The organism is Dyella jiangningensis (assembly GCF_003264855.1).
In the GTDB taxonomy this organism is placed as follows: Bacteria; Pseudomonadota; Gammaproteobacteria; order Xanthomonadales; family Rhodanobacteraceae; genus Dyella; species Dyella jiangningensis_C.
The window spans coordinates 2,409,434-2,431,032 of sequence record NZ_NFZS01000001.1 but is presented as its reverse complement, the minus strand read 5'-3'; the positions used below and the strand labels follow the sequence as shown (position 1 = coordinate 2,431,032).

The 21,599-nt window shown below is 64.8% G+C and carries 12 protein-coding genes; 9 read left to right on the top strand and 3 right to left on the bottom strand.

What is annotated here, in order from left to right:
• Positions 1 to 38 precede the first annotated feature (38 nt).
• The 5 genes from CA260_RS10650 to CA260_RS10630 are packed head-to-tail and all read left to right on the top strand — an operon-like array spanning position 39 to position 9,767.
• Entirely contained in the window at positions 39 to 2,165 is a 2,127-nt protein-coding gene (locus CA260_RS10650) for a glycoside hydrolase family 2 protein (protein ID WP_238149714.1), read from the top strand.
• The gene (locus CA260_RS10645) at positions 2,162 to 3,793 is read left to right on the top strand and encodes an alpha-L-fucosidase (RefSeq protein ID WP_111982891.1); all 1,632 of its coding nucleotides are present in this window, start codon (positions 2,162 to 2,164) and stop codon (positions 3,791 to 3,793) included. Before CA260_RS10650 ends, CA260_RS10645 begins: the two co-directional genes overlap by 4 nt.
• Entirely contained in the window at positions 3,790 to 4,848 is a 1,059-nt protein-coding gene (locus CA260_RS10640; RefSeq protein ID WP_111982889.1) for a glycosyl hydrolase family 18 protein, read from the top strand. Before CA260_RS10645 ends, CA260_RS10640 begins: the two co-directional genes overlap by 4 nt.
• Positions 4,835 to 7,153: a family 20 glycosylhydrolase gene (locus tag CA260_RS10635; RefSeq protein ID WP_238149681.1), complete on the top strand. Its 2,319-nt coding sequence runs from the start codon at positions 4,835 to 4,837 to the stop codon at positions 7,151 to 7,153. Before CA260_RS10640 ends, CA260_RS10635 begins: the two co-directional genes overlap by 14 nt.
• Before the next feature lie 19 nt (positions 7,154 to 7,172).
• Complete coding sequence (locus CA260_RS10630; RefSeq protein ID WP_425479718.1) at positions 7,173 to 9,767, top strand: glycoside hydrolase family 3 C-terminal domain-containing protein; 2,595 nt, start codon at positions 7,173 to 7,175, stop codon at positions 9,765 to 9,767.
• A gap of 117 nt (positions 9,768 to 9,884) precedes the next feature.
• On the opposite strand, the gene CA260_RS10625 is transcribed toward CA260_RS10630, so the two are convergent.
• Entirely contained in the window at positions 9,885 to 11,252 is a 1,368-nt protein-coding gene (locus CA260_RS10625; RefSeq protein ID WP_111982883.1) for an alpha-L-fucosidase, read from the bottom strand.
• A gap of 284 nt (positions 11,253 to 11,536) precedes the next feature.
• Between CA260_RS10625 and CA260_RS10620 the strand changes: the two genes are divergently transcribed.
• Positions 11,537 to 13,051, top strand: coding sequence for a family 20 glycosylhydrolase (locus CA260_RS10620; RefSeq protein WP_238149680.1), 1,515 nt, complete (start codon positions 11,537 to 11,539; stop codon positions 13,049 to 13,051).
• A 367-nt stretch (positions 13,052 to 13,418) separates the two neighbouring features.
• Positions 13,419 to 14,432, top strand: a complete 1,014-nt coding sequence (locus CA260_RS10610) for a LacI family DNA-binding transcriptional regulator (protein WP_111982877.1) — start codon at positions 13,419 to 13,421, stop codon at positions 14,430 to 14,432.
• Between the two features lie 168 nt (positions 14,433 to 14,600).
• Here CA260_RS10610 and CA260_RS10605 read toward each other — a convergent pair whose 3' ends face one another.
• The gene (locus tag CA260_RS10605; RefSeq protein WP_172461784.1) at positions 14,601 to 17,522 is read right to left on the bottom strand and encodes a TonB-dependent receptor; all 2,922 of its coding nucleotides are present in this window, start codon (positions 17,520 to 17,522) and stop codon (positions 14,601 to 14,603) included.
• A gap of 542 nt (positions 17,523 to 18,064) precedes the next feature.
• Here CA260_RS10605 and CA260_RS10600 point away from each other — a divergent pair.
• Positions 18,065 to 19,732 (top strand): alpha-glucosidase, encoded by a 1,668-nt coding sequence (locus CA260_RS10600; RefSeq protein ID WP_111982873.1) that lies wholly within the window; start codon positions 18,065 to 18,067, stop codon positions 19,730 to 19,732.
• Positions 19,733 to 19,734: 2 nt separating this feature from the next.
• Complete coding sequence (locus tag CA260_RS10595; protein WP_238149679.1) at positions 19,735 to 20,730, top strand: alpha/beta hydrolase; 996 nt, start codon at positions 19,735 to 19,737, stop codon at positions 20,728 to 20,730.
• An 8-nt stretch (positions 20,731 to 20,738) separates the two neighbouring features.
• On the opposite strand, the gene CA260_RS10590 is transcribed toward CA260_RS10595, so the two are convergent.
• Complete coding sequence (locus CA260_RS10590) at positions 20,739 to 21,596, bottom strand: AraC family transcriptional regulator (RefSeq protein ID WP_111982871.1); 858 nt, start codon at positions 21,594 to 21,596, stop codon at positions 20,739 to 20,741.
• Positions 21,597 to 21,599: the final 3 nt, after the last annotated feature.

The window sequence follows — 21,599 nt, the reverse complement described above, 5'->3', positions numbered from 1 at the left end:
CGCAGGCCGGGCAAGGGCGGAGAATCAGCTTGACCGCGATGCGCGCCATCGCGGTGCTGTGCCTGCTGCTGTGGTGGCCGATGCCTGGCTGCGCGCAGGCGCGTATCGACCTCGATCACGACTGGCGATTCCGCACTGATGCGGCCGATGCAGGCGTCCGTGCGGGGTGGGCCGATGCGACGCCTCCGGATACGCGCGCGATCGACGTGCCGCACACCTGGAACATCGGCCGCGATGACGATTACGAAGGCGTCGCCTGGTACTTCAAGCGCTTCGTCATCCCCGCATCCTTGCTGTCGTCGCACATCGAGCTGCACTTCGGCGCCACGTTCTATCGCAGCCGCGTATGGGTAAACGGCGTGGAGGTCGGTGGACACGAGGGTGGACACACGGCATACGGCTTCGACGTGGGCCCACGACTCCATGCGGGTGAGAACCGGATTGCCGTGCGGTTGGACAACCGCCCCGGCATGGCGACCATCCCCGGCTATGCCATGCGCCAGGCTGCCAGCGGCAACGTGTGGTACGACTGGTGGCACTATGGCGGCATCGTCCGCGATGTGTGGCTGACCGCCCACGACCAAGCGCTGATCCGACGCCAGCGCATCGCGACCAGGCTCGGCGGCGGCGCGGCGGACATCGATACGCAGGTATTCGTCGAGAACGTCGACCGGAACGATGGCCGCTACCGCGTGACGGCCCGCATCATCGATCCCGATGGCAAGACGGTTGCCCAGGCGCAAGCCGACATCGATGCAAGGGCAGGGCAATCGGCATCGGTGGCGCTGCATGCGAACCTTCCACATCCGCAGCTCTGGAACATCGGTGATGGCCGTCTGTACCAATGGGTGACGGAGCTGCAAGCCGCCGACGGCACCGTGCTCGATTCGCGCAGCGACACGTTCGGCGTGCGTGACATCGCCATCCGTGACCGGCGCCTCTACGTCAACGGCAAGCCCGTGCGCCTGAGCGGGTTGACGCGCCACGAAGACTCGCCCTGGGAAGGGCTGGCCGAATCGGTAGGAACGATCCGCCGCGACTGGCTCGACATTGCCGCGCTGCATACGACGCTTACGCGGCCCGTGCACTATCCGCAGAACGATGCCGTGCTGGATTTCGCCGATCGTCACGGCATCCTGCTGGTGCCGGAAATTCCCGTCTGGCAGTTCAGCGAGGCGCAGTTGAAGAGCCCGAAACTGCTCGCGCTCGCGCAGGACATGATGCGCGAAATGATCGAGCAGGACGGCAACCACGCCAGCATCTTCGCGTGGAGCGTATGCAATGAAAGCGATGCCTCCACGCCTGGCGGTCGTGCCTATGTCGACGCGATGGCGTCGCTGATCCGCAGGATCGATCCGGGGCGTTACGTGACCTTCGCCGATGCCGACATCAGCATCAGGCCGTGGAAGGACGCTCCGGTGATGCATGACGTCGATTTCATCATGGCCAACGCCTACTTCGGCTCCTGGAGCGGCGGTGGTGGTGACGTGGAGGGTTGGCTCGATTTCATGGATCGCGCCTATCCGGACAAGATGGTGATCATCTCCGAGTTCGGCTATCCGGGCGTGTTTTCGCCTGATGCGGCGTCCGCGGACAAGGCGCGCAGCGAGAACCTCGTGCAGCAGATGGATGCCTTCCAGCGCCGCAGCTTCATCGGCGGCGTGATCTTCTGGACCTATCAGGACTACAAGTCGCATCGCAACCTGTGGCCCGGGCAGACCGAAGGTTATGTCGACCATGGCGTGGTGGACGAGAACCGCCAGCGTCGGCCGTCGTACTTCGTCTACGAAGCGCGCAACCGCCCCTTGTCGGTGACCACGCAATGGCGCGTCGACAAGGACGGCCTGCGGGGATTCCAGGCTACGGTATCCGGCTACGCGAGCACGCACCTGCCTTCGTATCCGATGCAGGGTTATGTCGCGCACTGGCGAGCGATGGATGACCGTGGCCACGAACTTGCCCATGGCGAAAAGCCGTTGGTCGACCTGGCGCAGCCTGTCCGTTTTGAAGGCGCCTGGCAGGCTGCAGGCAAGGACGCTGCCGTGCACCTGATGGTGGATGTGATATCGCCGGAAGGTGTACGGGCCGGCGGCGTGACCAGCGACTACCATCCCTTGAACATCGGGAGCGCCCACTTTCTTCCCGACGGGAACAAGCAGCCATGATCAAACCTGTCACCTGCGGTGTCCTGCTCGCCGGCTGGCTCGCCTGCGCTGCCGCACTGGCGCAATCGGCCACGGCACCCACGGCGGATACCTTGTCGCCCGCGGCGCAGAGCCTGGCCTGGCAGCAGGCCGCCGCTAAATTCGCGCCGCAGCGAAAGGCCATCCTTGATCGCGTGACGCAAGCCGCGGACCAGGGGCCGTTCCGCAGTGACTGGACCTCGCTGGAAAAGTATCGGTCCCCGGCGTGGTATGACGATGCCAAGTTCGGCATCTTCATCCATTGGGGCGTCTATTCGGTGCCAGCGTTCGGCAGCGAGTGGTACTCACGCAACATGTACCAGCAGGGCACCAAGGAGTTCGCCCATCACGTGGCGACTTACGGCCCGCAGTCGACGTTCGGCTACAAGGATTTCGTGCCGATGTTCAAGGCCGAGCATTTCGATCCGAAGGCCTGGGCACAGCTTTTCCACGAGGCAGGCGCGCGCTATGTCGTGCCCGTGGCCGAGCATCATGATGGCTTTGCGATGTACGACTCGGCGCTGTCGGACTGGACCGCGGTGAAGAAGGGGCCGAAGCGCGACGTGATCGGTGAGCTGGAGCGCGCCGTGCGAGGGCAGGGCATGCGCTTTGGCGTGTCCTCCCATCGCGCCGAGCACGACTGGTTCTTCGACGGCGGCCGTCGATTCGATTCGGACGTCAACGATCCGCGCAATGCCGAGCTGTATGGACCGGCCGTGGCCCATCTGGGTACGGGCGATGACCAGAACCTGGCGGAGGATTGGACCTATGTCTCGCAGGCGTGGCTGGATGACTGGCTCGCGCGTACCGCCGAGCTGACCGACAAATACCACCCGGATCTGATCTATTTCGACTGGTGGATAGGCCATCCCACCTTCCGCAACACGCTGCCGACCTTTCTCTCGTACTACTACAACGAAGGCGCCAAGCGCGACGGCGTGGTGGTGAACTACAAGCTGGGCGATTTCCCGGAGGGTGCCGGCACGCTGGACATCGAGCGCGGCCAGTTGCGCGGCATCCACGCCTCGCATTGGCAGACCGATACCTCGATCAGCAACGACTCGTGGGGCTACATCGAACACGATACGTACAAGTCGCCGACCTTCATCATTCACCTGCTGGCGGACGTGGTCAGCAAGAACGGCAACCTCATGCTCAACGTCGGACCGCGCGCGGACGGCACCATCCCGCAGGGCGCACAGGACACGCTGCGCAGCATCGGCGGCTGGCTGAAGGCGAACGGCGAGGCGATCTACGGCAGCAAGCCGTGGCGCACCTTCGGCGAAGGCCCGACCGAAGTGGCGGCCGGCACCTTCCAGGACACCAAGACCAAGCCGTATACCGCCGAGGATTTCCGCTTCACCACCCGCGGCGGCAAGCTATACGCCATCGAGCTGGGCTGGCCCGACAAGGGCGAGGCAACCATCCATTCGATCACGCCCGCCGACAAGGTGACGCGCGTCGACGCGGTGGCCGATGGCCGCTCCCTTTCCTTCACCCAGGACGCCGGTGGCTTGCACCTGCGTCTTCCTTCCCGACCCATCGGCAGCGATGCGTACGTGTACCGCATCAGCTTCTCCACGCCGAACTCGCTCAAGGCTGCACCATGAAACGATGGATCTCCCTCGCCCTGTGGCTATCTCTCGCGCTTGCGTCGACAAGCGTCTTCGCCAAGGCGCCCACGGCGCTGTTCTACATGATGGATTCGCAGAAATCGATCAACTCGCTCGAGGCGCATATCGACAAGATCGACCTGCTGGTGCCCACCTGGTTCGGCGTCGATGAGAACGGCCTGGTGTCGGGCGCGCCCAACATGTACGTGCTCAATCTCGCCAAGGCGCATCATCTGCCGGTGATGCCGATCATCTCCGCCGGTGGCGACCGCAAGAAGTTCCACGATCTGCTGGGCGATGAAACGGCCAAGAAGGCCATGATCAACGGCATGATCGAGCAGGCGAAGCTCTATGGGTTCACCGGCTTCCAGTTCGATTTCGAAAACATCGCCTGGACCGATCGCGATGCGTTGACCCTGCTGGCGCGACAGACCGCCGAAGCGTTGCACAAGCACGGCCTCAAGCTGTCGATGGCCGTCGTGCCCAACGCGCCGGGCTATGCGGGCCGCGGGCCGTTCGGCAAGTGGATGTGGGAGTACTGGCGCGGTGCCTATGACCTCAAGGCGCTGGGCCAGGCGCTCGATCTGGTCTGCCTGATGACCTACGACCAGCACACGCGCTGGACCACGCCGGGTCCGGTGGCCGGGATGCCGTGGGTGATGGACAACCTCCAGTACGCACTGAAGGTGGTGCCGAAGGAGAAGCTCTCGTTGGGTATCGCGCTGTACGGCTATCACTGGTTCGCCGGCGATCCGGTGGGTGAGGACGGCAAGGAGAAGTCCAATATCTCGGCGCAGTACATCGATGCCGATGAGTCGTTCCCGCTTGCCAGGCAATTCAACGCGACCATGCAGTGGGACCCGGTGGAGCATGAGTCGTGGTTCTACTTCTATCGCGACCAGATGCGCGAATGGGTCTTCCTGCCGGACGCCCATGCGTTCCGCGATCGCTATGACGTGGTCAAGCAGTACGGCCTGGAAGGGTTCTGCGCGTGGGTGCTGGGTGCGGAAGACCCGAAGGTCTGGGACGAGCTGCCCAATGCGGTCCGCTGACATGCGCCATGACGCCGTGCGTGGCCTGGCGCTGGCCTGCCTGCTCGGTTTTGCTTGCAGCGCGCAGGCGACCACGCCGTCGATCATTCCGTTGCCGGCCAGGATGACAGTGGAGCAGGGCGGCTATGCGATCAGTGCCGCTGCTGTCATTCACGTGAAGCCCGGTGATCGGGCGGCGGCAGACGCGGCGCACTATCTCGCCGACCTGCTGGTGCGTACGCGGGGGCTGTCGTTGCCGGTCGTCGAAGACGCGTCGGCGACGAGCCGGGGTGACATCGTGATCCGCAGCGATCCCTCCGCCAGCGTGTCCCAGGCGGAAGGTTACGTGCTCGACGTCGACGCCCGCGGCCTCGATATCCACGCACGCGATGCCGCGGGTCTGTTCTACGGTGCCGTCAGCGCATGGCAGCTGTTGACACCCGATGCGGCCAAGGGTGCCGTTACCGTGCCCTATGTGCATGTCGCGGATTGGCCGCGTTTCGCCTGGCGCGGCCTGATGCTCGACGTGGCGCGACACTTCGAGCCACCGGCCGAAGTGAAGCGGATGCTGGATGCGATGGCGCAGCACAAGCTCAATGTCTTCCATTGGCATCTCACCGACGACCAGGGTTGGCGTCTGGAGATCCGCCGCTATCCCAGGCTGACGCAGGTTGGCGCATGGCGACAGCCGCCGGGCGCGGATGCCAAGCCGTATGGCGGCTACTACACGCAGGCCGAGGTGAAGGACATCGTGGCGTACGCCGCTGCACGCCACATCACCGTCGTGCCGGAGATCGACATGCCGGGGCATGCGCAGGCGGCCGTGGCGGCCTATCCGGAGATCGGCGTGACGGGCGGGCATCCGGCCGTATCGATCGACTGGGGCGTGAATCCCTACCTGTTCAATGTCGACGAGCACACGATCACCTTCCTGCACAACGTGCTCGACGAGGTGATGGCGTTGTTCCCGTCCACCTTCATCCACGTCGGCGGCGACGAGGCGATCAAGGACCAATGGCAGGCTTCGGCTGCCGTGCAGGCGCGCATGCATGCGCTCGGCATCAAGGATGAGAACATGCTGCAGAGTTGGTTCATCGAGCGCATGGGGCAATATCTGGCGCAGCATGGGCGGCGGCTGATCGGCTGGGACGAAATCCTCGAGGGCGGTGTGCCGCCTTCCGCCTCGGTGATGTCCTGGCGCGGCACGCAGGGCGCGATCGATGCGGCTCGGCTGGGACATGACGTGGTGCTGTCGCCGGCGCCCACGCTCTACTTCGACAACCTGCAGGGTGCGCGCGACGACGAGCCGTCCGGACGTCTTTCGGTGCAGACGCTCGCCACCGTCTACCGCTTCGAGACCGTGCCGGCGAGCCTCTCCGCCGAGCAGGCGAGGCATGTGTTGGGCGCACAGGCCAATATCTGGGCCGAATACCTCAATGCGCCATGGCAGGTCGAGCACGCGGCGTTTCCGCGCATGGACGCTCTCGCCGAGACCGTGTGGACGCCCGCGAACGAGCGCCACTACGACGACTTCCTCGCAAGACTGCCCGCCCAATTCCATCGCTACGACCAGCTGGGCATCGCCTATGCCGACAGCGCATTCGCCGTAGGCATGCAGGCGCAACGATCGGCCGGCTTTCCCAGCAAGGCCGCCGTGACGCTCGACACGCAGGAGCCTTCCACCATCCGCTACACCACCGACGGTAGCTCGCCCGGCCCGGATTCGCCGATCTACAGCCAGCCCGTCGATGTCGCGTTGCCTGTCACCATCAGCGCGGCATCGTTTTCCGCCGACGGACGGCAACTTGCACGCGCACGCACGCAGCGCCTCGATGCACGCACGCTTGGCGTCATCGATAGCACCGGCTTCCAGGGTTGTCCCACGGGCGGCCTAGGCGTGCGCGTGCCGTTGCTGCCGGATGCAACGGTGCCGGCACCGGTCTACGACGTCGACGTCATCAGCAGCTGCTGGAAGCTTCCGCAGGTATCGCTGGACGGCGTTTCCACCATCACGATCGACGGCGCCTGGCTGGCGCGCAACTACGGACTGGCGGGCGACGCGTCGAAGGTCGTGTTCCGCGCGGCGCGCACGCCTGCTGGCGAGTTGGAGGTCCATGTCGACCGTTGCGATGGCCCGCTGGCAGCGAGCCTGCCTCTGCCGATGAAGGCGGAGCCAGGCACGACCTTCCACCTCACCGCGTCGTGGCCGGCGCAGACCGGCAGGCACGACGTCTGCGTTTTCTCCACGGCGCCCATCCATGGTTCCTTGTCGGCCATCGGTCGTGTCTCGTTTGGCAACGCCTCGTCATCCGGTGCAATGCCGTGACGCTTCGGAGTGCATGAGGATGAGGCCCGTGAAACGGCGAGGTGCGATCACCGGTCTGACCAGTGCGTGGCTGTTGGCTGTCTCCGTGTCGGCGTCTGCCATGCCCGATCAGGCCACGGCGCAGGCGAGCCGTCTCGTGGCGCAGATGACGCCTGCTGAAAAGATCAGCCAGCTGCAGAGCGCATCGCCCGCGATTCCACGCCTGAACGTCCCGGCCTACGAATGGTGGAGCGAAGGGCTGCACGGGCTCGCGCGCGATGGCGAGGCCACCGTTTTCCCGCAGGCGATCGGCCTGGCCGCCAGCTGGGATGCCGACCTGTTGCACGCCGTGGGTGGCGCGGTGGCGGCGCAGGCGCGCGACAAGTTCCTTGCCACGGGGCTGCACGAGGATCATGGCCGCTACAACGGCCTGACCCTGTGGTCGCCCAACATCAACATCTTCCGCGATCCACGCTGGGGGCGAGGGCAGGAGACCTACGGTGAGGATCCGCACCTGACGGCGACGCTCGGCGTCGCATTCATCGAAGGCCTGCAGGGTGACGACCCCGCGCATCCCACGGTCATCGCCACGCCCAAGCACTTTGTCGTGCACTCGGGGCCGGAGCCGGGGCGCCACGGTTTCGACGTGGACGTCTCGCCGCATGATCTCGAAGACACCTATCTGCCCGCCTTTCGCGCGGCCATCGTGGATGGGCATGCCGGATCGATCATGTGCGCCTACAACGCCATCCATGGCGTGCCGGCGTGTGCCTTGCCCTGGCTGCTCGGCGAGCGGCTTCGCGGCGACTGGGGCTTCAAGGGATTCGTCGTCACCGATTGCGACGCGGTGGACGACATGACGAAGTTCCATCACTACCGCACCGACAATGCGGGCTCATCCGCGAGTGCACTGCGGGCAGGCACGGATCTCAATTGTGGCGTGGCTTACGACAGTCTTCGCAAGGCGCTCGCCGAGGGGCAAGTCAACGAACATGACCTGGATACGGCAGCGACGCGCCTGTTCGCCGCGCGTTATCGCCTCGGCATGTTCGACACCTCGATGTCCAGGCCGCACGTCGATCCGGATGAGCAAGCTGCGCTCGCACTACGGGCGGCCAGCGAATCGATCGTGTTGCTCAAGAATCGCGCCGATGTCTTGCCGCTCAAGCCAGGCACGCGTATCGCCGTGGTCGGACCCAATGCGGATGCCTTGTCGGTGCTGGAAGCCAACTATCACGGCACGGCACGTCATCCCGTGACGCCGCTCGATGGCCTGCGGCAGCAGTTCGGCGCGCAGCGCGTGAGCTATGCCCAGGGCGCCACGCTGGCCGAAGGCGTACCCGTGCCTATTCCGGTGACGGCGTTGCGCAGCGGGCAAGGCGGTGCCGCCGGGCTGAAAGGCGAGTATTTCGAAGGCAGCGACCTGTTCGGCAAGCTGATCGTGACGCGCACCGATGCCAAGGTCGACATGGACACGGACCATGCGCCGCCGGCAAAAGGGCTGGGCGCATCGGGCTATGCGGTGCGATGGAGCGGGCAACTGCTGCCGCCTGGCCCTGGCGATTACACCTTGTCCGTACGCGTCGACCGTTGCTTCGACTGCCGCGGGCATGATCCGGTGCATCTGTACCTTGACGGCCGCCTGATCTCCGCGACCGACGGCGATCAGGAGCCGACCGCTGCGAAAATCCACGTCGACGACGCGCAGCCACATGATCTTCGACTGGAATGGCAGCACAGCGGCGAAGACCAGGGCATCCATCTGCAGTGGATCGCACCGCCGGAGGCGCAACTGGCCGAAGCGCGACGGGCAGCGAATGATGCCGACGTCGTGGTCGCGTTCGTGTGCCTTTCGCCGGAAGTCGAGGGCGAAGAGCTCAAGGTCGACGTACCGGGTTTTCTCGGCGGGGACCGCACCGATATCGGCCTGCCATCCACGCAGCGCAAGCTGCTGGAAGCCGTGTCCGCCGGCGGCAAGCCGCTGGTAGTGGTCTTGATGAGTGGCAGTGCCGTGGCCATGACCTGGGCCAAGGATCATGCGGACGCGATACTTGCCGCGTGGTATCCGGGCGAGCAGGGCGGCGCGGCGATCGCGCGAACCCTCGCGGGCGTCGTCAACCCTGCCGGTCGCCTGCCGGTGACGTTCTATCGCGATGCCCGCGACCTGCCACCGTTCATCGATTACGACATGAAGGGGCGCACGTATCGCTACTTCGATGGCGAGCCGCTGTATGGCTTCGGCGATGGCCTGAGCTACACCACATTCGCCTATGACGCACCCGTCCTGTCCTCGGCGCGCGTCAAGGCGGGCGACCCCATGGATGTCTCCGTGCGCGTGCGCAACACCGGTGCGCGAAGCGGCGACGAGGTGGTGCAGCTATACCTCGCCTACCCCGGTGTGGCGGGTGCGCCGCGGCGGGCGCTGGTGGGCTTCCAGCGCATCCCTCTGGCGGCGGGTGAGCAGCGCATCGTGCAGTTTCATCTCGATGCACGTGCGTTGAGCCTTGTCGACGCGGCCGGCGTGCGCGCCGTCAGGGCGGGCCGCTACGAACTGTTCGCCGGTGGCCGCCAACCGGCGGCGGGCCAGGTACCGGTGACTTTCACCATCACGGGGCATGCCGACGTGCCGCGCTGAGTGCGCTGGCCCGGGCTGAGCGGCATGCGTCGACTTCGGTACTCGTGGCGGGCACTGGCAGGGTCGTCCGGCCATCCGGCGACTGGCGCGCGGCAAAGCCAGCGCGCCAGCGGCAGCTCAGTGCGAGGGCAACGGGCTTGCGTTGAACACCTGGAACTCGCGTATCGACGCGCCGCCCACGCTGGAGAGGATGTTCAGGCGCACGCGTTGCGCGGTGACCTTGGGGAACACGTCGATCTTCATGTGCCCGATGGCTTCGGCGCTGGCAACGGTGCGCCAGGCCTTGCCGTCGAACACCTCGATGGCGTACTTGCGCACGTGCTGGCCATCGTCCAGCCATTCCATCGCGAGCGTGCGGTCGAACGTCACCGGGTTGCCGAAATCGACCTCCAGCGTGGCGTGCCGCGCTCCGGCGGGCGTGGACCAGAAGGTGTCCTTGTTGCCGTCGAGCGCCGCCTCGGTGTTTTCATCCGCCGCCGCGTGGTGACGGGCGAGATTGCTGGCGTCGCCGTAGCGCTCACGCAGCGCCTTGCCGAATGCTTCAAGCCGCGCGACGTCGGCATCGGGAAGCCGGCCATGGCGATCCGGCGCGATGCCCAGCATCAGCTGGCCGCCGCGACCAACGCTGTTCTCCCAGGTGTCGACGAGCTTCGCCACGCTCTTGAGCGTGCCCTCGTCGTTGGGATGCCAGAACCAGTGCAGGTCGTGCAATGGCGTGTCCACTTCGACCGGACGCCAGCGTTCATAACCATGCCGATCGATGACGTTCCAGTTCTCGCCGCGGATGTAGCCGTCTTCCTGGCCGACCCAGCGGATGTCGCCGTACTCGAACAGGCCCATGTCGGCGAACACCATGGCGTTGGCCTGGTAGGTACGCAGCGTCTCGATGTAGCGCGGGAAGTCGTAGACGTGGCCGGCGCTGCCCGCGCCATCCAGCCACCACTCGACGAGCGGACCGTAGTGTTGCGCCAGTTCCTCGACCTGGGCCTGGTAGTACGCGTCGTACGCCTTGGGATCGCGGTAGCGGGGTTCATGCCGGTCCCACGGCGAGAGATAGACGCCGAACTCGAGGCCCTCGGCCCGCGCCGCATCCGACGCAAGCTTCACCATATCGCCTTTGCCGCCCATCCATGGACTGCTCTTCACCGAGTAGTCGCTCTGCGCCGTCGGAAACAGCGCAAAGCCGTCGTGATGCTTGGCCACCATGACCATGTAGCGGGCGCCGGCGGCGCGGCTGGCACGCGCCCATTGCGCGGCATCCACGTGATCCGGGTTGAAAACCCTGGGGTCGGCGGTGCCGTCGCCCCATTCACGGTCGAGGAACGTGTTCGTTCCGAAATGCACGATGACGCCGAACTCCAGGTCCTGCCAGTGAACCTGCTGGGCAGACGGCTTGATGTCCGCCGCAGCCTGGGCTGTCGATGTCGTCGGCAGAAGCGTGAGCGCAATGGCGGCGCCGAGCAGGGATCGAGCGAAACGTTTCATGGTTTACCTTCTGTCGCATCATTCGGACGTAAAGACGTCCATCGACGATGATGCATTAGATGGCACATGGCGAGATCGTGTCAATGAAGTTCGGCATGATTTCAGGCGGTCGACGGCGGATGTTTCTCCGCCGATCTGTCGTGCCCGGGCGGCCCAGCGCATGCGTGGCGACACGGACGGCCGGGGCCTTGAAAACACATTCCTGGAGGCTGGCTTCGCTTATGTGGAAAAGCACGATTTGGATCGCATGGGGCATGGCTTTGTCCGTGCTTCTATCACGGAGCATGGCTGCCGATGCGGTGAAGGATCCCGCAGGTGCAAATGCGGCGCCACGGGTGATTCCCACACTGCAGCGCTGGCAAGGCGAGGCGGGCAGTTGGACGTTGGATCGTCATGCGCGTCTGCTGCTCGAGCCTTCCCACGCCAGGGAGCTCGGGCCGATGGCCTCAAGACTGGCGGAAGACATCGCGTCGGTAGCGGGTGTGAAAGTGGCCGTGTCGATCGGTGGTCTCGCCGGACCGCGGGACATCGTCATGCGCCTGCCGCCATGCGGAGACGTTTCCCCGCTCATTGGCCGGGAGGGCTACACGCTGGACATCGATGACCACGTCACGTTGTGTGCGAACGCCGACGCCGGCATGTTCTACGCCGGACGCACCCTGCTGCAGATGCTCGTGTTGGATGGCCGCAAGGACGAAACGCACCGCGCGCTACCCCGGGGACGCGCCGTGGATGTTCCGCGCTATCGCGAGCGCTCGGTCATGCTGGATGTCGGACGAAAGTTCGCCGACGTCGCGTTCCTGCAGGACTATATTCGCTTCATGGGCTGGTACAAGCTCAATACGCTGCACCTCCATCTCAATGACCAGGTGCTCAGCGACGACAAGAAATCATGGTTGAGCCGCAATTTTCGCTTGAGGAGCGACAACCCTGCCTTTGCGACGCTGCAATCCACCGATGGCCGCTATTACACGCGCAAGGATTGGGAGGCGCTGGAACGCACCGCGGCCGCCAATGGCGTGACGATCGTTCCGGAGATCGATACGCCTGGCCATGCAGGGGCCTTCGTGCTGGCACGGCCGGACCTCGCCTATGCCGAAGACTCGCCGGCGGGAGGCACGCTCGACCCCGCCAACCCGCACACGCTGGCATACGTGGAGTCGGTTTTTGCCGAGTTCCTGCCCTGGTTCCGTTCCGATGTGGTCCACATCGGCGGCGACGAAGTCAACGTCAATGGCGGCAAGGTCAGCGTCAACGACCAGATCGACTATCTCAACAAGCTAGGGCGCTTCCTGCAACAACGCGGCAAGCGGGTCGAGATATGGGGCAGTGCCGACATGGCGAGTCGGCTGGACAAGTCCTTCGTGATCCAGCGCTGGATCAACTGGGGTGACGAGGCGAAGACCAACTGGAGCGATCGCGGATTCACCTGGGTCGAATCGTTCGGCGACTGGTATGTCGTCCCGTTCGGACCTTCCTATTTCAATCCGGCTGGCTTGCGCGGCGACGCGTTGTACGAGGGGTGGAGCAAGCGCCTGCCAGCCGAACGTCACGCGTCCACTGGGCCGGTCGGTGGGCAGATCGCCGTATGGAACGACAAGGGAACGATGGACTACGACTACGCGACCACCGTGAACGCGCTGCTGAAGGATGCCATCCCGGCAGCCGGCCAGCTGTTCTGGTGCGGCGAAGCGAAAGACGAGACAGGCAAGCGAGTGGAGTACCCCGTGCTGCGCCAAAGCATCGAATCGCTGCAATACGGCCCCGGCGTATCGCTGTTCAAGCATGCGCCGCTCTGATGAGTGGCGTCACCCCTGCTTGAGCACTCTCTTCAGTACGCCCGGCAGATCGCAGGCCGACTCGGCTGTCCAGAAATCCATCGCTGTTGTGGCCCAGGCGAACGCGGTCGCCAACGGCATGACGGTCGAACGGGGCGGCGACCTGGACGCCTTCTAGGTCGTACCTGCCGAGTGACCAGAACGCATCGACGGAAGGCAGTTGGTTCTTGTCGAAAGCGCGGGGCGGCGGAATGTCACCGGTTCCGCCAGAAAACACCTCCCGCGCCGGCAGGCCGAAGATGTTGCATAGCGTCTACCGTGCCTGCCGGTTGGCCCCTACACTCGTTCGAGCAGGGTCCGGCAGGTGGCCGGGGCGGGGAGCACACGTATGGCAACTTCTCTGGATATCGCTCAGCTGGCCGGGGTTTCGCAGTCCACGGTTTCGCGCGCGCTTCGCGGTGACCCGATGGTCAATGAGAAGACCCGTGAGCGCGTTCGGGAGATTGCGCGCCGGCTCGACTACACCGTCGACAAGAACGCCTCCAACCTGCGCTCGCAGCAGACGCGCACGCTGGCCTTGCTGTTCTTCGAGGACCCCACGCCGGACGAGTCGAACATCAACCCCTTCTTCATGTCGATGCAGGGTTGGATCGCCCGCGTCTGCTCCGAGCGTGGCTACGATCTGCTGGTGTCCTTCCAGCAGATGTCGCGGAACTGGCATGCGGAATACACCGGCAGCCACAAGGCGGATGGGCTGATTCTTCTCGGGTACGGCGATTTCGTGGCCTACCGCAGCAAGCTCGACGCCCTGGTGCAATCGGGGACGCGATTCGTGCGCTGGGGATCACTGTTGCTGGACCAGCCCGGAATCACGATCGGCAGCGACAACCAGCTCGGTGGCCGCATGGTGACCGAGCACCTGGTGGCGCAGGGCCGCCGTCGCGTGGCCTTCATTGGCGCGCCGGAGCACTCGCCGGAAGTGATGGAACGCTATCGCGGTTATCAGGCGGCCTTGCGAGCAGCGGGTATCGAGGTCGATCCGGCGCTGCGGATCGATGCGGTGACCAGCCAGCAATCCGGGCATGACGCGGTGCTTGAGTTGCTGGATCGCGGGCTGACATTCGACGCCGTCTTTGGAGCCAGCGATCTGATCGCCATCGGCGCCATGCGCGCGCTGGCCGAGCGTGGCCTGAAGGTGCCCGAGCAGGTGGCGGTCGCCGGTTTCGACGATATCGCCATGGCGGCCAACGTCAGTCCGTCGCTGACCACTGTGGCGCAGGACACCCGGCGCGCCGGGCGCCTGCTGGTGGAGGCATTGATCGCGCTGATCGAAGGCAAGCCGGTGCAGAGTATCTGTCTTCCCGCGCACCTGGTGGTCCGGGAATCCAGCGTCGTCGCCTGAACGTGCTGCGGCCTGCCGCGACGCCACGACGACCATCCTTGCGGCGAATTCTCGCCAACATGCACCGCGCGAGACGACGGTGCAGTTGCTCCGGCATACGACAGCGCTTCCGAAAGATCGGTGCGGCAATGGGGTTGGCGCTCCTCGCGGAGCGCGCAACCGGCGTCATCAGAACTTGAGGCTGACGCCCGCGTAGAGGGTGCGGCCGAAATACTGGATGGTGCTCGTCTGCGTGGCGTTGCCGAAGTAGGTGCGCGTCGGCTGGTCCGTCAGGTTGAGCACCTGGAACAGGCCGCTGAGGTAGTCGTTGAACTTGTACGACGCCTGGTAATCGAGCACCTTCTCGGAGGCGAAGTACACGGTCTGGAAGGTGAACGACACCTGCGCGGCGGAGACGAACGGCGAGCGGTAGTTGGCGGCGAGACGGGTGGAGAACCTGTCGCCGTCGTAGAACAGCGCCGCGCTGGCCACGTTCTTGGACAAGCCCGGAAGACCTTGCTCCTGCGGGAAGCCGCCAAGATTGGATTCGACCTTGGTGCCGCTTTCGGTGTACGCGTAGTTGAGGCTGAAGCCCAGGCCGGACCACGATCCCGGAAGGAAGTGCGTCCTCATCAGCTGCAGCTCGAGACCGCGCACGTAGCCACCCTTGGTGTTGTTGTAGGCGGTCTGGAAGGTGCCGTTCAGATAGGGCTGCCCGGTCTGCGGATTGATCGGCACGAGGTAGCCGTGCGCGGCGAAGTCGTAGTTCGGATCGGTGATGGTCTGCACGAACGAATCGATGTGCTTGTAGAACGCGTCAGCCGCGAACACACCGGTGGAGTCGGGGAAATAGTGCGCGAACACCAGGTCGTACTGCCTGGCGTACATCGGGTCGAGCATGGGATTGGTGCCGCTCGTCAGATTGTAGGTGCCGTTGAAGATGTACGAGGCGACGCCGGATTTCAGCAGGTCGATCGGCGGACGGGCCATCACCTTGGCCGCGGCAAAGCGGATCTGGTTTTCGTCGTCCAGTTCCAGATTGAGGTTCAGCGAGGGCAGGTAGTCGGTATAGGTCTGGCCCGGGTTGACGCGGGTGTAGTCGGTGCTGATCACGCCGTGGCCGTCGGCGATCGGCTCGCCCGCATGATTGCCCACCTGCTGCAGGCCCGGGCTGTACTGCGAGGTGTGCACGACGCGCAGGCCGAGGTTGCCGGACAGCGCGCGATCGAACACGGTGGTTTCGATGTCGGCCTGCACGAAGGCGTCACGAATCTTGACGTTCACGTCGCCGCTCTGCGTTTCGGTCCAGTTCTGCGACCAGTCCTTTTGCGGGTCGGGCGTGATGCCATGGGCGGCGAGGATCGCGTTCGCGTTGAGCCCGAGGAAGCAGGGGAAATTCTTGAACTCGCTGCTCTTCCAGCAGGTCTTCACCGCATTGGAACTATCCAGCGCCAGTGGCGGCTGCTTGGGCGTGGAGAGCCAGTACTGTCCCCAGGCCGAGCCGTAAAGCCACACGGCACGATCGGCGCTGTAGGTCTGGTTGCTCAGGTAGACGCCGCCTTCAAGCCCGGCAAACACCGGGTTGTCGCGGAATTCGTAGCGCACCGAGCTGCGGAAGGCCTTGCGGTCGTCACGATACGTCGTCGGATACATGCCGTAGCTCGACAAGGCCATCTTGCCGAGGTCGGTGTAGGAGCCGGGATTGGCCACCGAGAAATCGCCCACGTTGAGCCCGTGCAGCAGGAACGAGACGGATTGGTCGGCGATGAGAGGTAGCCCCGAGCCCAGGCCGTTGTACACATCGGCCGTGACGTCCGAACCCACCGTGTGGCTGTTCGCTCGCGAGGCGGAGACATCCGCGGTGACCGTCCACGGTCCGGTTCTCCATTGCGCGTTCAGGCCACCGGAAAACACGTCGGCATTGTTCGACTGGTCGTTAGCGGTAGTCGCGACGGAGAACGCCTGCAGTCCGTTGATGCCGAAGAACCCGCCCGGGATGCTGCTCGCCGTGCCGCCGATCAGCGCGCCGTTGGGCGACACGACCGGGTTGGTGATGACCGCGCCGCCGTTGGTGAACAGCTGCGCACGCATGCCGCGCTGGAACGAGGTGTTGTCGTACTTCGAGAAAAAGCCGTTACCCGTCAGCTTGAACGCATCGTTCGGCTGCCAGACCACCGTACCCATGTAGCCGTGCCGGCGCTCGGTGCCGCCGTTCTGGCTGATCTGCACGCCGGTATTGATGTAGGTGGGCCTGCCATTGAGCGTGGCAGGCGTCGTCGAATAGGACTCGTTGATGTACTGCTCGGCGACGTGCGGCTGATACAGCTGCGCATAGCCGAGGCCGACACCGAGCGTGTCGGCCAGAAACTTGCCCTGGTAGGCGGCGCTGATGCGGAACGCACGCGGGTTGGCGCCGTACACGCCGTCGGCGCGGGAGTTGTAGCTGCCGCGCGTATCCAGGTTGAAGGACTGGTCCTTCTTGTTGTCCAGCGGGTTGGCGGTTTCCATCGCGATGGTGCCGCCGACGCCGCCCTCGATGATGTTGGCCTGTGACGACTTGTAGACCGACACCTGGTGGATCAGCTCGGACGGGTAGTCGTCGAACTGGATGTAGTTGCTGCCGCTCGTCGATGGCTGTTCGCGGCCATCGAGCGTGGTCTGGATGAAATTGCCGGGCAGGCCGCGCAGGTTGATCTGCGATGCCTGGCCGCCGATGCGCTGTGCGGCCACGCCGGGCAGTTGCGTCAGGGCGTCGGCGATCGACTGGTCGGGCAGGCCACCGATATCGGCCGCGGTCACCACGTTCTCGATCTTGTCCGAATAGCGCTGGATGTCGGCAGACGTGGCCGCGCTGCGGCTGTAGCCGGTGACGGTGACGGTATTCAGCGTCTGGGCAAGTTTTTCTTCCTTGGTCGGCTTCTTCTCGCCGTCCTTGTCGTGGGTGTCCTTGGTGGCGGGCGGGGCGCTTGCCTGCGACTGCCCATCGTTGCCTGGCGTGTTGCTCTGCGAGGCGATGTTCGTGGGCGATGCATCCAGGGCCAGTGCCTCCCCGCACAGGCCGATACCCGCCGACGCCATGGCCAACACCAAAATCCTGCGTTTGAAACTCATGACAGCACGCCCTCCCGTTTCGTCATGACGAACTTCATTGGTATGTGGAGCGACCCGTCGCACGCTTCGTTCGAAGCGCAGCTCCCCCGGGCCAATGTGTGAAATCGATGCTAGAGCGGTGTCTTCGAGGCGAACAGCTTCCGCATACGTATGCGGCGTATGAATACGTTTGTGGATTCCCGCGCATGATTGCGGCGTGGCGAATTCGCTGGACGAGATCGACGCGCGCATTCATGACGTCGCATTGGGCCATTTGCGCGCCGACTCGCAGGAAATTTTGCGAGGCAGCACCAGTCGCCGGACATACAGGCCAGCGACTTATGAAATCCCCGCGGGGGTTCGTTGCGTGTTGCAGCATGGCGCATCATCCGCTCGCGCACGATGCCGGGCCGCGCGTGCGTCTTCATCAAAACGACTTTCTCGATGAATACGTTTGCGACCTCTGCTCGTGCCTGCGAGCGTCACGTACGCTTGCCCGACCGTTGCACGACACAACCTCGTTGCGCATTCGTCGCCACGCCTATTCCCAATCGGAGACACCCATGAGTGACGCCCCCTGGTGGCGCGGTGCAGTCATCTATCAAATCTATCCGCGCAGCTTCCAGGACAGCGACGACGATGGCGTGGGCGACCTGCCGGGCATCATCGATCGGCTGGACTACGTCGCCAGCCTGGGCGTGGATGCGATCTGGATCTCGCCTTTCTTCAAGTCGCCGATGGCGGACTACGGCTACGACATCGCCGACTTCCGGGATGTCGACCCGGTGTTCGGGACGCTCGAGGATTTCGATCGCCTGCTGGCGAAGGCGCACGCGCTCGGCCTGAAGGTGATGATCGATCAGGTGCCCAGCCACACCTCGAACCAGCATGCATGGTTCGAGGAAAGCCGGCGCAGCCGCGACAACCCGAAAGCCGACTGGTACGTATGGGCCGACCCGCGTGAGGATGGCACGCCGCCCAACAACTGGCTCTCTATCTTTGGCGGCCCTGCCTGGCAATGGGAACCGCGGCGCAGCCAGTACTACCTGCACAACTTCCTCGCCGAGCAGCCCGACCTCAACTTCCATCACCCGGAGGTTCCCGATGCGGCGCTGGATCACCTGCGTTTCTGGCTTGATCGGGGCGTGGACGGTTTCCGCCTCGACTCGATCAATTTCTGCTTCCACGACGCGCTGTTGCGGGACAATCCGGCCAAGCCGGCCGACCAGCGCGTTGGGCGGGGCTTCTCGCCGGACAGTCCGTACGCCTATCAACGGCATCTCTTCAACAACACGCGGCCCGAGAACCTGGCGTTCCTGAAGCGGCTGCGCGCATTGCTGGATGCGTATCCGGATCGCGTGGCGCTGGGTGAGGTCTCATCCGAGGACTCGCTGGCGACCATGGCGGAATACACCGGGGACCAGCATCTGCATACGAGCTACAGCTTCGAACTGCTGAGCGCCGAGCATTCCGCCGACTACATCCGCGGCACGGTGGAAGCGCTGGAGCGGGGCATGCCTTCGGGCTGGCCGTGCTGGGCCATCTCCAATCATGACTCCGTGCGCGTGCGCACGCGCTGGGCGCCTCCGGATGCGCCGGATCACGTGGCCAGCCTGTTCAGTGCGCTCGCATGCAGCTTGCGTGGCTCGGTGTGCGTCTACCAGGGCGAGGAGCTGGGGCTGCCCGAAGCCGACGTTCCGTTCGAGGCGCTGCGCGATCCCTATGGCATGACGTTCTGGCCAGAATCGAAAGGGCGCGACGGTTGCCGGACCCCGATGCCATGGCGCGATGCGCCACAAGGTGGCTTCACCCATGGCATGCCCTGGTTGCCGCTGGATGATCGCCATCGCCGCCTGAGCGTGGAGGCGCAGGAGCGCGACGAGGCGTCGCCCTTGCATCGCTTCCGTCGCTTCCTGCAATGGCGCAAGCAGCGACCCGCCATGAAGTGGGGCAGTATCCGTCTGCTCGACGTGCCGGAGCCGCTGCTGGCGATCGAGCGCAAGCTCGGCGGCGATATCGTGCTCGGCGTGTTCAACCTCGGCAGCGAGGCGGTGGTGTTGCCGCTGCCGATCGACAACGCCTGTGCCTGCCATGACCATGGATTGCCCAGCGGGAAAATGGAGAATGGCAAGCTACGGTTGCCGGGCTACAGCGCATGGTTCGCCGAACTGGATGCGCCGATGGTGGCGCCGCACGTTGGCGGCATTGCCGAAGCCGTGGCAGGAGCCTGATCATGGAAAAGGAGAACGTCATGCGGATGGCGAAGCGAACTTTCCCCGGCATCCTCGTCTCGCTTGTGCTTGGCCTGGTGGCGACGAGCATCCCCGCGCATGCAGCGGATGCGTCGGCAGCACAGGTCGCCACGGTGGGGAAGATCCAGCGACTTGCACGCTTCCCTTCGCAATTCGTGGCGCCGCACGATGTCGACGTGTGGTTGCCGCCAGGCTATCCGGAGCATGCGCCGTACGCCGTGCTGTACATGTTCGACGGCCAGAACCTGTTTGGCGAACGCGAGGCGGGCAAGCTGCCGAGCTGGCAGGCGGACACCACGGCTGCGAAGCTGATGAGCGAAGGCAAGGCGCGTCCGTTCATCATCGTGGGCATCGCCAACGCGGCGACCGAGCGCATGAGCGAGTATTTTCCGCAGAAGCCCTGGGAGTCGTTGACGCCCGATCAGCGCCGGACGCTGTTTGCGCAGCAGCTGGGCAATTTCCAGATCATGCCGGTCGCGCCCTATTCGGATGCGTTCCTGAAATTCGTGACGCAGGAACTCAGGCCCGCCATCGACCAGCGCTTTGCGGTCGATACCAGGCCCGACGCGACGTTCGTGATGGGCTCAAGCATGGGCGGGCTGATGGCCTGGTATGCGATGGCCGAATATCCGGACATTTTTGGTGGTGCGGCCTGCCTCTCGACGCACTGGCCCGGGCCCTATCTCTCCCTGGATGCCAGGACCGATGATCCCGCGCCGGATGCCTTCGTCGATTACATCCAGCACCATTTCCCGTCGGCCGAACGGCACCGCATCTACTTCGATCACGGTACGGCGACCCTCGATGCGAACTACGGCCCGACACAGCAGCGCGTCGATCAGTGGCTGAAAGCGAGCGGATGGAAAGGCGACCGTCTCGAAAGCCGGGTTTTCGAAGGCGCCGAGCACAGCGAGCGGTCATGGGCGGCGCGGCTGGCTATCCCGATGGGCTTCCTGCTGGCGCCGACACCCAAGTGATGGACGCGTCAGCGGCGACGCGAGGCGAGTGCCGCACGGCGGTACTCGCCAGGCGTCAGGCCGAACCGATGCAGGAAGAGTTCGCCGAAGTGCGAAGGGGTAGCAAAACCGAGGCCCGCCGCGATGGCAGCGATGCTCTGCCCGGTTTCGAGCAGGCGCCGACTGGCAAGATGCAGGCGATGCATGCGTACGTAGTCGCTCCAGCTCATGCCTACCTGCTGCTTGAAGCGACGACTGAAGTAGGCAGGTGACATCGCGCAAAGCGCCGCGGCTTGCTCGGCGCCGGGTGCAGCGGCGGGCTGGCGCCGCAGGCGGTCGATCGCAGGACGCAGTCGATGGAGGCTTCGTGCGCGGCTGACGAGCTTCTCGCCTTCGATGGCCGGGGCCTGTGCCGCCGCGCGCAGCAGCAAGTCGGTGACCGGCAGGGTCAGGGGATCGAGGGGATCCAGTTCCAGCAGCCAGTCGGTGAGCTCGCGCAGCCGTACTCTCAACGATCGGCCCGGCCTGGTGCAGAACGGTTCGTGCAGGCGCTCCATGCCGGCGTGCCGTGACAACGACTCGCCGGCCGCCGCTTCTATCTGCAGCAGCACCCAGTCCCGCGGACCGGCCTCCAGCGAAAAGTCGTGTTGATGCAGGGAAGGAATGAAGACGATGCTTCCTGGCGTCAGCGTGTAGCGGCAATCTTCGAGATCGCAGTGGCCGGCGACGCGACCGAACAGCACCAACTCGTGCACGTCGTGAAAATGCACGAAGGGTTCGCTGGCCGTCGCGTGGCGGCCCTGCCGGATGCGCTCGATGCGCACCGGTGCGCCCGGCGGGAGTTCCACCGGTTCGCAGATCGGGCGATCGAGATGGGGCAGGGCCATGGC

What these genes read in the sequence shown, in the direction of transcription:
- CA260_RS10650 (WP_238149714.1), top strand. Translation starts at nt 39, where the DNA reads ATGCGCGCCATCGCGGTGCTGTGCCTGCTGCTGTGGTGGCCGATGCCT.
- CA260_RS10645 (WP_111982891.1), top strand. Translation starts at nt 2,162, where the DNA reads ATGATCAAACCTGTCACCTGCGGTGTCCTGCTCGCCGGCTGGCTCGCC.
- CA260_RS10640 (WP_111982889.1), top strand. Translation starts at nt 3,790, where the DNA reads ATGAAACGATGGATCTCCCTCGCCCTGTGGCTATCTCTCGCGCTTGCG.
- CA260_RS10635 (WP_238149681.1), top strand. Translation starts at nt 4,835, where the DNA reads ATGCGGTCCGCTGACATGCGCCATGACGCCGTGCGTGGCCTGGCGCTG.
- CA260_RS10630 (WP_425479718.1), top strand. Translation starts at nt 7,173, where the DNA reads ATGAGGCCCGTGAAACGGCGAGGTGCGATCACCGGTCTGACCAGTGCG.
- CA260_RS10625 (WP_111982883.1), bottom strand. Translation starts at nt 11,252, where the DNA reads ATGAAACGTTTCGCTCGATCCCTGCTCGGCGCCGCCATTGCGCTCACG.
- CA260_RS10620 (WP_238149680.1), top strand. Translation starts at nt 11,537, where the DNA reads ATGGCTGCCGATGCGGTGAAGGATCCCGCAGGTGCAAATGCGGCGCCA.
- CA260_RS10610 (WP_111982877.1), top strand. Translation starts at nt 13,419, where the DNA reads ATGGCAACTTCTCTGGATATCGCTCAGCTGGCCGGGGTTTCGCAGTCC.
- CA260_RS10605 (WP_172461784.1), bottom strand. Translation starts at nt 17,522, where the DNA reads ATGAGTTTCAAACGCAGGATTTTGGTGTTGGCCATGGCGTCGGCGGGT.
- CA260_RS10600 (WP_111982873.1), top strand. Translation starts at nt 18,065, where the DNA reads ATGAGTGACGCCCCCTGGTGGCGCGGTGCAGTCATCTATCAAATCTAT.
- CA260_RS10595 (WP_238149679.1), top strand. Translation starts at nt 19,735, where the DNA reads ATGGAAAAGGAGAACGTCATGCGGATGGCGAAGCGAACTTTCCCCGGC.
- CA260_RS10590 (WP_111982871.1), bottom strand. Translation starts at nt 21,596, where the DNA reads ATGGCCCTGCCCCATCTCGATCGCCCGATCTGCGAACCGGTGGAACTC.